Origin of the sequence: Paraburkholderia sp. XV (genome assembly GCF_020177535.1) — a bacterium.
GTDB lineage: Bacteria > Pseudomonadota > Gammaproteobacteria > Burkholderiales > Burkholderiaceae > Paraburkholderia > Paraburkholderia caribensis.
Genome location: NZ_JAGUUD010000063.1, coordinates 36,741 through 50,136, shown reverse-complemented (window position 1 = coordinate 50,136; position 13,396 = coordinate 36,741). Strand labels below are relative to the sequence as shown.

10 protein-coding genes are annotated in these 13,396 nt (G+C 58.4%); 6 read left to right on the top strand and 4 right to left on the bottom strand.

From position 1 onward, the window contains the following. The 4 genes from KFO72_RS25750 to KFO72_RS25735 form a co-directional block, all read right to left on the bottom strand. Positions 1 to 424: hypothetical protein (locus KFO72_RS25750; RefSeq protein WP_225033337.1), on the bottom strand; the 424-nt coding region annotated here is incomplete at its 3' end. Between the two features lie 5 nt (positions 425 to 429). Continuing rightward, entirely contained in the window at positions 430 to 3,357 is a 2,928-nt protein-coding gene (locus KFO72_RS25745) for a T6SS effector BTH_I2691 family protein (protein ID WP_318248518.1), read from the bottom strand. Positions 3,358 to 3,365: 8 nt separating this feature from the next. Then, complete coding sequence (locus tag KFO72_RS25740) at positions 3,366 to 4,298, bottom strand: DUF4123 domain-containing protein (protein WP_225033335.1); 933 nt, start codon at positions 4,296 to 4,298, stop codon at positions 3,366 to 3,368. Further along, on the bottom strand, positions 4,291 to 6,627 hold the full coding sequence (locus KFO72_RS25735; RefSeq protein WP_225033334.1) for a type VI secretion system Vgr family protein: 2,337 nt from the start codon (positions 6,625 to 6,627) through the stop codon (positions 4,291 to 4,293). Before KFO72_RS25735 ends, KFO72_RS25740 begins: the two co-directional genes overlap by 8 nt. A gap of 265 nt (positions 6,628 to 6,892) precedes the next feature. Here KFO72_RS25735 and tssB point away from each other — a divergent pair, with 265 nt between their 5' ends. The 6 genes from tssB (at position 6,893) to KFO72_RS25705 (ending at position 13,335) form a co-directional block, all read left to right on the top strand. Further along, on the top strand, positions 6,893 to 7,399 hold the full coding sequence (tssB, locus tag KFO72_RS25730; protein ID WP_054933305.1) for a type VI secretion system contractile sheath small subunit: 507 nt from the start codon (positions 6,893 to 6,895) through the stop codon (positions 7,397 to 7,399). A 30-nt stretch (positions 7,400 to 7,429) separates the two neighbouring features. Next, positions 7,430 to 8,977 (top strand): type VI secretion system contractile sheath large subunit, encoded by a 1,548-nt coding sequence (gene tssC, locus KFO72_RS25725; protein WP_107202278.1) that lies wholly within the window; start codon positions 7,430 to 7,432, stop codon positions 8,975 to 8,977. Between the two features lie 118 nt (positions 8,978 to 9,095). Next, positions 9,096 to 10,448: a type VI secretion system baseplate subunit TssK gene (gene tssK, locus KFO72_RS25720; RefSeq protein WP_225033341.1), complete on the top strand. Its 1,353-nt coding sequence runs from the start codon at positions 9,096 to 9,098 to the stop codon at positions 10,446 to 10,448. Then, positions 10,445 to 11,128, top strand: a complete 684-nt coding sequence (locus tag KFO72_RS25715; protein ID WP_054933307.1) for a DotU family type IV/VI secretion system protein — start codon at positions 10,445 to 10,447, stop codon at positions 11,126 to 11,128. The genes tssK and KFO72_RS25715 overlap by 4 nt, the downstream gene beginning before the upstream one ends. Before the next feature lie 5 nt (positions 11,129 to 11,133). After that, complete coding sequence (locus KFO72_RS25710; protein ID WP_225033340.1) at positions 11,134 to 12,837, top strand: OmpA family protein; 1,704 nt, start codon at positions 11,134 to 11,136, stop codon at positions 12,835 to 12,837. 12 nt (positions 12,838 to 12,849) lie between these two features. Next, the gene (locus KFO72_RS25705; protein WP_042304470.1) at positions 12,850 to 13,335 is read left to right on the top strand and encodes an Hcp family type VI secretion system effector; all 486 of its coding nucleotides are present in this window, start codon (positions 12,850 to 12,852) and stop codon (positions 13,333 to 13,335) included. The last annotated feature ends 61 nt before the right edge of the window (positions 13,336 to 13,396 follow it).

Here is a 13,396-nt window from a genome sequence, read left to right as displayed (position 1 = left end):
AACGTAGCAGCGCATCCGTGTAGCCGAAGAAGTCGGTCAGGAAGATGGATAAAAACCATATACCCATCGGGATGCAAAACAGACCGCCAATAACAGAGAAGGCCACACCAAAATGATCAACCTCCCATTCATGCGCGCTCAACGTGCTAACTATGAGATATGTTCCTGAAAGCGTGCACAAAAGAAACACGAATGCGGCCAACCCAACCATACCCTTGAACGTACTCACTCCTTGCCCAATCTCAAGGGTGGTGTGGTTCATCCGGTAGACCATGCGATCGCCGTTGGGCGGGACGCCAGTGTTGGTCCGCACGGAACCGAGAGATCGCCATTGGCGCAATGCACGATCCAGCGGACCATACGCTCCCGCTTTGCGCATGCGACGGATCCACCAGCTTTCTTTCTTTAGCTTGACTGTAGCCATTGTGTTTAATAAGAAAGAAGGCCAGACAGAATATCGGCTCCAATACCGCGCTCGACCAGGACAGGTTTTCCATCCGTCGGAATGACCAGATCGGGTTGAGCCGGATCCGGGAAGTACTGCAAGTTGATCGTCGCGACACTGTACTGCCGATGATCGACGCGCAAGACACCTTTATATTCGTATCCTCCTGAAGGACTTTTCACCAGGCGTGGAGGTGCCTCCCAATAGAAGCTCATGGGCGATTTCGATGCCGTGGGCATTGGGCGCATCTCCTGCATGTGTGGATCGCTTAGTTCACCAGGCAGGTACGATGCGGGATGAACTTCTTCGTTCAGGATGGTTTTGTTGGAGTTGCTGTCGGCAAGCGAGATCGCGCATTTGATGACGCTCGACGTCGATGCGCCCGGCAGCGAAAGGCTGAAGCTCACCGAGTCGTAGCCTGTCACGCCCACGATTGCCCGGTTCATTTGCAAACCGGACCAATCCGTCTCCAGACGGTATGCATACATTACATCGCGAAGCGCTGCCATTTCTGCCCGGGGATCGCGATAGCGCTTGGGCGCTTTACCGTAGTAGCTCATCGCCACCCAGTCCTGCAAAGGGGAATTGGTAGCGACAATCGCTTGCCATGCGAACCACACACCCATACCAATGAAAATAACCCCGGCGGCGATCCAGCCGATCATTGGAATTGTGGCCGCGGCCGCGCCGACAGGTGCGAGGAATGCGAGGATGCCAGTAAAGGCGTCTGCAGCGGACCCGGCAGCTAGTGCACCACCGGCTGAGGTTACCGCTGCAAAAAAGAAAGCTGTTGAGGAACGACGATAGTTTTTCGCTGCCTCATCGTTCCCCACGGACTTCCGATCCACATACTTGAAATACATCTGCACACTCTCGGCAAATGTCGACACCGCCGCAAACAACCCTCCACCAAATGCCACCTTCGCGGCGGCGGTCTTCGCAAGTCCAACCGCTGCCTTCTCCATCCCCAGCGCAGTCAATTCCCCTATTGCCCCGATCACTGCAAGCATCCCGGACACGAGACCGGCGTACACATCCGGCGTATTTGCCCCTGGCTGTGCACTGCCCATGCTCATGCTGATGCCCGCCAAATTGATCGAGGCGAGTGCAAAACCTACCCATGGCAGCCCATTTTTAGCAAAGCCGATCAGCCTTTCGAACGCATTGAATTTTTCCGGCGCAGGAAGTGCCAACGGCACCTGCGACACACCCTTCACGGGCGTCCCTTCGATCGCTTCCGCAGGCATCCACATCCCGATAGCGGTTTTGCTGACAATCGTCTGTTCTTCGACAATCTGCGCCACTCCCTCAGCAGTCGCGACATAAACAGTTTTGGTCGCCGCGCTGTCCGCTTTCACCATCTTCAGTGGCGAGCCTTTGGGCGGCCACACGCCACGAAACATCATTGCGACGAGCTCGCTCGTCTTGTTCACAACAACGGTATTCCCGGACACAACTGTCTTTGTCGTCGCAGAGACGATGACAAGAATGAAGTACCCCGCCTTCTGATAGAGCGCAGGATTGACCTTCGCAAGACGCGGAAACTGCGCGGAAGCTGCGACTGCGATGGTTCCGAGTGCCGCAGAAGGGGGATTCTTTTCGAGCCAGGCTTTGTATTCTTCTCTGATCGCAATGAAACTCTTGACCGTATCATTCATTTTGTCGAGCCGGCCAATGTCAGGCAGGCCCGTTCCAGTCAGATGCCTGGCAAGGCCCGGCGCCGACCCCACAAGCGCTCCCCAAAGCGGCGTGTAAGGATCTTTTGCATTGGCTGCAAACCAGACATCCCACAGGTCAAGCTCGGCTTTGGTTTTACCCATACCGTGCACGCAAAGAGCGAACGCCGTCTGCCGGTCTTGCGACGACTTCATATCTTTGAGGTCGAAGTCCTGCCAGCGCAAATCAGCGTTCGAGTTTCCGTTCCACTTTGCTACGTCATCTGACAGCAGGTCGATCTGTGTGTTTCTAGTGTCAGTTTCCTTCTTGCGCGCCTGCTGATCGTCGTCCAATCGCTTTGCATCGTAGAGCTTGAGAAATTTTTCTTCCCATTGCGCCGACTCCCCCTTCTTTTCGAACACCGTCTTGAACCCAAGGATGGTGTCTCCAACGAAGCGTTCGCGCGCATGTCCGGCTCGATACGCCGCCAGTTGTCCGACCTCCTGATTGCGAAAAGCATTGAGATCGGCAGTCATGCCGATAGGGTCGAACAGCGCAAGCACAATACCCTTGCCATTCGCTTTCTGCGCGATCTCCGCCATTCTGGTCTGCATCGCGGCGGCCTGATCGTGCCGCTGGTTCAACGGCACTGTAAGCTTGCCGCTGCCATTCAGCTTGTTCCATCCCTCGGGCGCCGAGAAGTCGGCGACGTAATTGATCAGGTTGTTTTGCGTTGCGGGCAGCGCATGCTTGACCTCCTTGCCGTTGATCGCCTTTTGTACGTCCACTTTTTGCATGCGCGGTTCTGGAGACGTCTCCAGGGCGGTCAGTACACGGTCTGTCAGTCTGTATCGGCTGAATGCGACCCATACATGTGGTACGTATTGTGGTGACGGAATCGCGATGGTTTGCGCGGCGAAATCTTCTTTCTTCGCCTTGCACGTTGCATCAAGGGGTTTCTCAGTGGGAGCCGATGGTACTTGTCGAGGGTCGGCGTAGATGTTCATGCAGGCGTCCGGACCTACCTCATACACTACCCAACGGCTCTGACGCGTGCCCCGATTAGGGTAGAGAACATAGACGAATCCCCGGTCGAGCTGGCGAAGAATGTACCTGGACGCTTTTAGCGGCTTGTCTGTTACATGTTCGCCTAACGGCGAAGGCAGTGCACCGACATTCGTGACACTGGCAGGCGCGACGGCATAGCGAACCGGCAGGATCGCGAGACCTTCCTTGATGCAGTTTGGACAGCCCATATTCGTTCTCAGATGTTCCCGCTATTGATTTCCGCCGCGATGTTGCGCCATCGACTGTCCTCGATGCTGTTCGCCCAGCCGGAAAATGCTTCGTTCTCGCGGCGTAGATGTGCAATCTGGGCCGCAACAAAAGGATGCTTGTCGAAGCTGGCGTGACATCGCACTGCCAGCGTCCCAAAGGCATGAAGGTCGACTGTCTCGGTCCAGCCATGGATTTGCTGACAGCGGGCAAGCGCTGCGTCGACAAGATCGCCAAGTGCCACGTCGGTTCCGAAGTCGCGAAGTACGCTGTTCAACGCTTCGATGCGAGCGACACCATTGCGCTGCTCTCGCGTCATGAACCACACGGGCGCTATCGAATCGGGCGGGTCTTGCTGCGGGAGCACCAATAGCTGCGCGTCAACGTCGAGAAACGACCAGTGATGAAGCGTAGGTAAGCCACTAAAAAACTGAGACTCGCGCAGGTAGCGGAACAGATGACCTAAGACGCGAGGGTCATAGAAGCGAAAAACAACACATTCGTTGTCATCGAGCGGCAGGATCGCTTTTTGAGTCAACGCGTCCACGAGTGATTGCTCATCGCCCGAAAGAGAGAGCCATCCGCACACGCTCCGTGCCGTACCTTTGCCGCTTTTCCAATCGTCGACCTCGGCTTGCGCGAGTGAAATGGAACGTTCGAGCAGTCGTTGACCCGTGAGATCAGCTGGAAGCAGGAGCAGATACGGCCACGCGTGACGTGGGACCTTCTTCTCGGGCAGGGCAAGGCGATAGACGGGGATGTCATTCGACGAATGCAGCTCGGGGAAAGGATCGCCAAGTGTCGGATCAACGAAGACCGCAACGCGCTGCGATTGCTCCGTGGCATTCTGCGCGAGCTGAGCGGCAATGAAACCAGCGTCCTTTCGACGCAGCGCGCCGATGAATCCAGTTGCTTCAGACAAACGCGCCTCCTGCCGATGTCACTCGTTGCAAGGCAGAAAGGCAACTGAGTATGTCGAACGATTTCGTCTCCGCGTTGGCGTTCACGGGACCGCCTTTTTGCAGCGTGATGCAGTTGAGCTTGACGTCGCCGGGGCAATTCAACTCAATATTCCCGTTTGCCAGCTTGATTTCCGCACCACCGCATTTCAGAGAGAGGCTGCCCTTTGCGCTGATCTCGACGCTTCCTTCAGATGCCAGCATCTTGATGTTCTGGGACGCTGTCATCTCGATGCTGCCGGTCTGCGCCTGGATCTCATTCTTTCCTTGTGCGGCAACCAGCTTCATGCCCCCGGCATTTGCAAAGACGGACACGATTTGACCGGCGGCGACTGTGAAGTTTTCCATCGCTCCAGCATCGATATTTTTGCCCGCCGTAAGCGTGACGTTATCTCCTGCGCTATGCTGGATCGTTTCTGGCGTGACAAGCGCGATGGCCGCTGGAGCGGACACCAGCACGGAGGGCGATTGCAGATCTTTGAGTGCAGCGTTATTGAGCGTGTTCTGGCCTTCGAGGTCGGCAAGTACCGCTTGGGCAGTCTTGACCATTTCGCCCAGCGCTTTCATCTGGGTTAGCGCGCTCGCCAGCATCGCTTGCGCCTGCTGCATGTCCAGTTGCTGTCCGCTCGCGTTGGGCCGGTCATCGGCGGAGATAAACAACCCCTTCCCCGCGCGAATCGCCCCATACCCAGACGTTCTGAGCTCAAACCCCTCCCCCCGCTTCTGCTTCTTCGCATCAACCAGATACCCGAGATTGAGCTGGCTCTTCCCCGAATGCTCGGTCGACAGCTTGATCCCTTCCTGCCCCTCCCAATCTTCCATCCGCAGCTTGTTATTCGACTGCGTGCGAATGACGTTGCGCGATAACCAACGATCGTCGCTAGTAACGTGATCAACCGCCTGGCTATGGTGATGAAACGCGGCGATATACGGTTTATCAGGATCACCATCGCGAAACTCGACAACAGCTTCCGTCCCATCCAACGCCGGAAAGTGGAACCCTGTCTGCAGCGCGCCTGCAAAAGGTTTTGCGAGCCGCAGCGGCACACTTTCCCCGCCCGGATTCCATTCGTCGAAATCCAGGTCGAAACGGACGACGTAATAGCCTTGCTGCGTCAAATACGCATACTTGTATTTACCGGGCGACGTGACGCGAGCGCTCAGCGAACCGATAACACGGGGCCACGCATCTTCATCGAGCCTGACCCGGAATCGCCGACCGGAAGGAATCGCCCTGTAGGAATTGGAATAAGCCGTATCGCGCGCACCGCGATGCCTTACCTCGACGATAACCTGACCGTCAGGCGCATCGGCGAGCGGCGCATCGACGTGCAGGATGCGCGCGGGTTGCAGCGCGAGCACGTTGCTCTCGCCTTCATAGATGATCTGCCATGCAATCGCTGCCTCATGACGCAACTGCGCTTCCCACTGCGCGCCGTCGGCATCCAGATGATTGGTGCCATAGATGTAGGGCTTGCCGTAGGTTGTGGCATCCTCGCTTGCAACATTGGCGTTGGCCTTAAAGCGCTCCCAGGCCTTATCGGGGTTATAGTCGGCAACCGTATAACCCTGCGCGACACTGTACGAATGCGTGCTTAGCCCATATACGGCTTCCACACCCGCTTCCAGCCCAGCCGTCTCTCGATAGGGCACATCGAGTCGGGGCTGATAGACATAGTGATCAATGTCATCGGAGAAATGGACCACATCGCCGTGTTCGTCTTCCGCAATACGGCACCAGATGCCTTCCTTCTGCATGAGCATCTGCACATAGGCCAGATCGCTCACCTGATACTGCATTCTGAAAGCATGCTGCGGATATTGACGACGTAACCGGAAGCGGAACTGATGCCCCTGAAAACCATGCTTTCGCAGCACGGCCTCAATGATCTCGGGCGTAGTCTGATGCTGGTAGATGCGGCTCGCGCGAACCGATGCGAGGCGTGAAAGGTGCGCCTCGACGACGATCTCATAGCTGGTGAAGTCTCTCGTGGTCTTCAGCTTTGAGAAGCGGGTGATCCAGCCTGAAAACCTGCGAGGCTGCGCGTCGGCGGGAACGATCGAGAACTTCGCGTCCTTGCCGAGGTAGTCGGACCTGGCAAGCTGGTCCGGATGCGTGAGGGTAAGAGTAATGCGATAAGGCTCGCCGATGCGCTCGACGGCTTCGAACGAGATCACCGACATCGGGCTTTCATTTCCAGCGCCCAATACATCCAGGAAATAGGCTTGCCTGCCCGTCACGAGTCTCGAATCCGCGGGAGAAAGAGTCGTGTACTTCTGGATGTCGGACATTCCTACTCCTTTGATGGTGCGTAATCCTACACAAGACGGATTAACGGAAGCGATGTGCAAACACCCGTTTGGGCGCACAAGATAAACGTTTGACGTCTTGTTGTGAAGTGACCTTTTGATCGTTTGTTGAGTTAGCGTAATTTTTACAAAATTTGACCCAAACCCGGCTGAATTTCGCTGATGCTCTAGATCGCACCGTGTTAAAAATATTCCTCATAAGGCACGGAATCCTAACTAAGATAAATAAGATATTAAGGACGTAGACATGGCTGAAAGTTTTCAGAACGAGGTGCCTAAGGCACGGATCAACCTTAAGCTCGATTTGCATACGGGCGGCGCGCAGAAGAAGGTCGAGTTGCCGCTCAAGCTGCTCGTGATGGGCGACTACAGCAACGGTCAAGACAACCGGCCTCTCGCAGAGCGCGCAAAGGTCAACGTCAACAAGAACAATTTCGATGCCGTCCTGTCCGACTACGCACCCAAGGCTCGTATCGCCGTGGAGAACACGCTCGCGGAAGATGGATCGGAGTTACCGGTCGACCTGGAATTTCGTTCGATGGACGACTTCAAGCCCGAGAACGTTGCGAGCAAGGTGCCCGAGTTGCGTGCGCTGATGTCGGCTCGCAATCTGCTTCGTGATCTGAAATCCAATCTCCTCGACAACGCCACGTTCCGCCGCGAACTCGAACGCATCCTGAAGGACCCTGCACTGTCCGATCGCCTGCGCGACGATCTGTCGAAGATTGGCGCGTCCAGTTCCCCGGCTGCCTAAGGTCCGGTTATCCAGAAGAGCAGAACTATCATGGCAAAAAACGAAACACGTATTCACGAGACGGCTGGTGCAGATACGGTAGTGCTGGATGCGCCTGGCAAGAGCGTGTATGAATCGCTCTGCGAGAAGATCAACCTGAAGCCCGTCACGGCGGCCCGGCCAACCGATTCGTTCCAGAGTGCGGACGCGTTATCGGAGTCGTCGCTGGACGAACGTGTCGCCCAGGCGATGAACGTGTTCCTGAAGATGATCGCGGACTCGTCGCAGCAGGTCGATCGTCTCGACCGCAGCCTGCTCGATTTTCATATCGAGCATCTCGATCAAAAGATCAGCCGTCAGCTCGACGCGATCATGCACAACGAGGCGTTCCAGCAAATCGAATCGGCATGGCGTGGCCTCAAGTTCCTCGTCGACCGTACGGATTTCCGCAAGAACGTGAAAATTGAAGTGCTGGATGTGTCCAAAGACGCGCTACGCCAGGATTTCGAAGACACGCCTGAGGTCATTCAGAGCGGTCTTTACCTGCACACGTACATCCAGGAGTACGACACGCCAGGCGGCGAGCCGATCGGCTCGATCATTTCGAACTATGAGTTTGACCGTGGCCCGCAGGACATCGCATTGCTGCGCAATATCGCAAAGGTGTCCGCCGCTGCGCATATGCCCTTCATCGGTTCGGTTTCGCCAAAGTTCTTTGGCAAGGAAACGATGGAAGAGGTCGCGAGTATCCGCGACATCGGTAATTACTTCGATCGCGCCGAATACCTGAAGTGGAAGAGTTTCCGCGATTCGGATGATGCCCGCTATATCGGCCTCACGCTGCCGCGTTTCCTTGCGCGTCTGCCATACGGTCAGGACACCGTTCCCGTACGCGCCTTCAACTATACGGAATCGGTCAAGGGCCCCGACCATAACCGCTATCTGTGGGCCAATGCGTCGTTCGCTTTCGCGGCGAACATGGTGAAGAGCTTCATCAAGAATGGCTGGTGCGTGCAGATTCGCGGTCCTCAAGCGGGCGGAATGGTCGAAGACTTGCCCATTCATCTGTACGACCTGGGCACAGGCAATCAGGCAAAGATTCCGAGCGAAGTACTGATTCCCGAAACGCGTGAATTCGAGTTCGCCAACCTGGGCTTTATTCCGCTGTCTTACTACAAGAATCACGACTTCGCATGCTTCTTCTCCGCGCACTCCGCTCAGAAGCCGACGGTGTTCGAGACCAAGGCAGCAACCGCGAACAGCCGCGTGAATGCACGCTTGCCATATATTTTCCTGCTGTCGCGTATCGCGCACTATCTGAAGCTGATTCAGCGCGAGAACATCGGCACGACGAAGGACCGTCGTCTGCTCGAGCTTGAACTGAACACGTGGGTCAAGTCTCTGGTAACCGAGATGACCGATCCGGGCGACGATCTGCAGGCGTCGCATCCGCTGCGCGAAGCTCAGGTGACGGTCGAAGACATCGAGGACAACCCCGGGTTCTTCCGCGTGAAGCTGTTCATTGTCCCGCACTTCCAGATCGAGGGGATGGATATCAATCTGTCACTCGTTTCGCAGATGCCCAAGGCAAAGAACTGATTACGCTACTTCAGATAGCGAAGACTGCACGGTGGCATAGCGCCGCTGTGCAGCCCCGTCGTTTTGCGAGGCACGGCACTGCGAACCAGTGCCCAGCTTCGCGCATTAGCCAGGCATGATGAAGATTACGAGGCCGCTGTGGGCGCAGGGTATTTTTATGACCCCGCAGCACTTTCAACAGCAAGCGATGTGGGACCGGTTTGCTGACGAGCGAGTGGCGCGCATTGCCAGTCCAGACCCTTGGGGCGTCAATCGCATTGCGTTCGACACGCACGCGCTTTCGATCAACCGGTTGCACCTGACCTCGTTGGCGGCGCGGCTGCCGGATGGAACGTCTGTCGATTCGGAAACGTCGGATCGACTGCCGCCGGCACGCGATCTCGGCGAAGTGCCCGCACACCTGGACGCGGCAACGGTATTGGTCGGGCTGCCGCTGATCGATCCGCAAGGCAGCAACTGCATCGAGGACGGCGAACGTCCCGCTCGTCCGCGCCGTTTTCTGCGTGAGTACTTGCAGGTCGTTGACATCAACGGTGAGGGAAAGGAAGAAATCAGCGTCGAGCGGCATGTGCTCGCATTGCTGTTCGATTTCGAGCAGACGGGCGACGGAGATTACGTGACCTGTCCAATCGGTCGCGTTGTGCGGAACGCGCAAGGGCGTTTCGAGTTCGACACGTCATTCGTGCCGCCTTGCCTCACGTTGTCCGCGAACGAACAACTGCTCGGACGGATGAACCGGCTATCGGAAATCCTGCTGGCAAAGAGCGCGAGTCTTGCGGTGCGGCGTCGCGAGCGTTCAGATCAGATAGCTGATTACGCGGTGGCGGACGTATCGCTTTTCTGGCTACTGCATAGCGTCAATACGACGTGGCCGGACCTCGCTCGTCTGTGCCAGGCGCCGGACCAGCATCCCGAGCGGTTGTACGCGGTGCTCGCGCGCCTGGCCGGCTCGCTGCTGACTTTCTCGACGTCGGACACGTTGCAGTCCATTCCCGCGTACGATCACCGTGCACCGGAACCGGTATTCGCAGAGCTGGAGTCGCTGATCCGGACACTGCTGGACACGGTCATTCCATCGCGCGTCGTGCCTGTTGCACTTGAACGCATCAAGCCGACGGTGTGGGTGGGTCGCTTCAACGATCAGCGGCTGGTCGAGGGCGCCGATTACTACCTGTCCGTGCAAGCGGGCGTGGCGGCGCATCAGCTGCTCGAGCAGTTGCCCCGGCTGTGCAAGGCAGGTGCGCCGGATGAGGTCGAGCAGATCGTCAATTCGGCCTTGCCGGGCATCCCGCTGCGAACGATGTCGCGTCTACCCGCAGCCATTCCTGTGCGCATTGAGAACCAATACTTCGCGCTCGACGGCTCACATCCGGCGTTTTCCAGGATGCTCGCCGCGCGCGCGTGTCAGTTCTACATTCCGGCATCGATCCCGGATGTATCGCTTGAGCTCTACGCGGTGCTGCCGACATGACCAACATGATTCGCTCGCAGACCCAGGCCGATTCCCATGTGCTACCCGTCGCGTTGCGCGACACGGCCTTGCTTGTCGCTGGCCTGATGCAGGATGGCGCACCGCAGGTGTACGACACGTTCCGCGCTACGTGCAAGGACCAGGTCGGCCGACTGCGCGAACAGATGAGAGCCGTTGGACATCCCGCCGATATCGTCGAAGACGCAGCTTATGCGCAATGCGCGTTGCTGGACGAAGCCGCTCTGGGTCATCTGGTCGGCTCCGACCGGGACCACTGGGAACGGGAACCATTGCAGGTTGCAGAGTTTCGCAGCCATGACGCGGGAGATGAGCTCATTCGCCGGATCGAGCGGAGGCTCTCGGAACGGCAGCCGTCGCTCACACTGCTTGCCATTTTCAATGCGGTGTTGAGTCTTGGATTCCACGGCCGGTTCGCACTCGACGGCGATGAAGCGCGTTTCGCGCTGATACGGTCAATCGACGAGCGGCTTGAGCGTGGAGGCTGGCGGCGTGCCGACCCATCCACGACGACCGTCGTCACGACGGCTCCCTGGTCGCGCCCGTGGTATCGCCGCATGAATGCGCTCGCGTGGGTGGTGGCCGCTTGCCTGGCGTCAGGGGTGGTGTATCTGTTGCTCGATCGATGGCTGTCCGCTGCGATCGAAAACCTCGCGCGTTGATCGTGATGTCCGTATCCGCTTATCCCTGGCGATCCGTCTTTGTCTGGATTGCGCTGCTTGCGCTGACGTGGCTCGCCCTGTTTTCTCCGTTCACAGCTGGCTGGAACGGGTCGTGCGCCGCGCTCGTATTGCTGGCTGTATCGGCTTGTATCGTCATTGCGACGCGTCGGATGTGGACACGGCGTGCCTCGACACAGCACGTGCTGCGCTCCATCGATGCCGCGCTCGCGTCGTTGCCCGCGGACATCAAACGCAACACGCCGCTCGTGCTGACGGTTGGCGAACCGGGTAGCGTGCTTTCGCGCGTCTTCGACAAAAACGCCGTCATCGTCACGGATGCGGCGATCTGGGTGCGTCATGACGATCCGTCGAAGCTGATGCACCTCGCGGATGCTCTGAAGCGCTGGCGCGGCGGCCAGGGTCCCGATGCCGTCGCCTGGCTGATGACGTCCGACGACCCGGCGAGCGCCGTCACTTTGCAGGCGACGCTCAAACGCTGGCGTGTCGCGATCAACGAAGCTGGCCGCGCGGTGGGATACAGGCTGCCGGTATGCATCGCGCTGTACGCGACGGAAACCCGCGACAGGTCGCTCGATTGCCCCTGGTTCGGCGTTTCCGCTTCGGTCCAGCTGGACCCGCATTCGACGGCCGAGCAGCTTTCGGTCTTGCTCGGCGCATTCGCCGAAAGGGCGGTGCCGGAGGACCGCCGGCCGCGCGCGCTGACTGCAATACAACTGGACGCGCTCGCACGTTGGGCTTTCGAAGCCGTTTTGCCACCGTTGGTGGAGACGCAGCGCGGCATGCAGGCTTTGACGCTGAACGCTTTCGGTGTGACGGCTGTAGCGGGCCCGGTGGTTCCCGATTCGCTGTACGGACAGTTCGTCGCCACGACGACGGCGCTCGATCTGCCGGCCGCAGCGGGTATCACCCAGCGCTATCCATTGCCGATCCCGCTGATTCGTGGCATCGCGCCGCAGCCGGTTCGTCGGGCGTTGCCCGTCGCGCTGGCTCATGCGTTCGTGTGGTTTGCCGTGTGGTTCTGTGCGGCCGCCGCAGCTTCCGCGTGGCAGAACCGCGCGCTCGTTTCCGGCGTGCTGGCCCATATGGCGCGCTATGAGGCGATACCACCGGCACAGGACGCCGCGCGCGTGGACGCGCTCGCGGCAGTCAAGCGGGACCGGGACGATCTGGAGCAATACGCAAGTGCGGGTGTGCCGCCGCGGCTCGGTCTCGGGTTGTATCGCGGCGCGCCATTGCTGCCTGTCGTCAATCGGCTGATTGCTGGTTATCAGCCGCCCGCCCCCGCGCCGTCGACGATCGAACTCGACAGCATGTCGCTCTTCGACAGCGGTAGTCCGAAGCTCAAGTCCGGCTCAAACCGCGCGTTGATCGGCGCGCTCGAAATGATCAAGGCGCACCCGGACAAGCGGATCTTGATTGCCGGCCACACAGATTCCGTCGGTAGCAAGGGCGGCAACCTGGCGCTGTCGGAGGCCCGGGCCGCTGCCGTCCGCGACTGGCTCGCCGATGCGTCCGGCCTGTCCGTCACGCGCTTTGCGATACAGGGTTACGGCGACACGCGCCCCAAAGCGTCGAATGACGGCGAGGCAGGACGCGCGGCGAACCGGCGCGTCGAGATCACTCTAGTACCCGACTGCCGTGCCGATCGCGGCGACGGTTTTACCCATGGCCATCCGGCCTGCTCATAAGGAGAAGAAGAAATGGCAATTCCCGCATATATGTGGCTCAAGGATGATGGCGGCGCCGACATCAAGGGCTCGGTCACCGTTCACGATCGTGAAGGCAGCGTGGAAGTGGTCCAGTTCGATCACGGTATCCACATTCCGACCGACGGCAACACGGGCAAGCTGACGGGCACACGCGTGCACGCGCCGATCACTTTCACGAAGGAAACCGACGCGTCGACGCCGTACCTGTACAAGGCCGTGACCAGCGGCCAGACGCTGAAGTCGGTCGAAATCAAGTGGTACAAGATCGACGACGCGGGCAAGGAGAAGGAATACTTCAACACCAAGCTCGACAACGTCAAGGTCGTGGCCGTGCGTCCGAAGATGCTCGACATCAAGATCCCCGAATTCGAGAAGCACAACCATCTCGAAGAAATCGAACTGCGCTACGAAAAGATCACGTGGTCGTACAAGGATGGCAACATCATCCACGGCGATACGTGGAACGAGCGCTCATAAGCGTTCGAACATGACGGTCCGGTCTGGCGACTGCCTCGAGGGACCGTCATCGTCTCCGGTC

Excerpts from the sequence above, each read along its gene's own strand:
- KFO72_RS25745 (WP_318248518.1), bottom strand. The coding sequence starts at position 3,357 with ATGGGCTGTCCAAACTGCATCAAGGAAGGTCTCGCGATCCTGCCGGTT.
- KFO72_RS25710 (WP_225033340.1), top strand. The coding sequence starts at position 11,134 with ATGTCCGTATCCGCTTATCCCTGGCGATCCGTCTTTGTCTGGATTGCG.
- tssC (WP_107202278.1), top strand. The coding sequence starts at position 7,430 with ATGGCAAAAAACGAAACACGTATTCACGAGACGGCTGGTGCAGATACG.
- KFO72_RS25705 (WP_042304470.1), top strand. The coding sequence starts at position 12,850 with ATGGCAATTCCCGCATATATGTGGCTCAAGGATGATGGCGGCGCCGAC.
- KFO72_RS25735 (WP_225033334.1), bottom strand. The coding sequence starts at position 6,627 with ATGTCCGACATCCAGAAGTACACGACTCTTTCTCCCGCGGATTCGAGA.
- tssB (WP_054933305.1), top strand. The coding sequence starts at position 6,893 with ATGGCTGAAAGTTTTCAGAACGAGGTGCCTAAGGCACGGATCAACCTT.
- KFO72_RS25715 (WP_054933307.1), top strand. The coding sequence starts at position 10,445 with ATGACCAACATGATTCGCTCGCAGACCCAGGCCGATTCCCATGTGCTA.
- tssK (WP_225033341.1), top strand. The coding sequence starts at position 9,096 with ATGAAGATTACGAGGCCGCTGTGGGCGCAGGGTATTTTTATGACCCCG.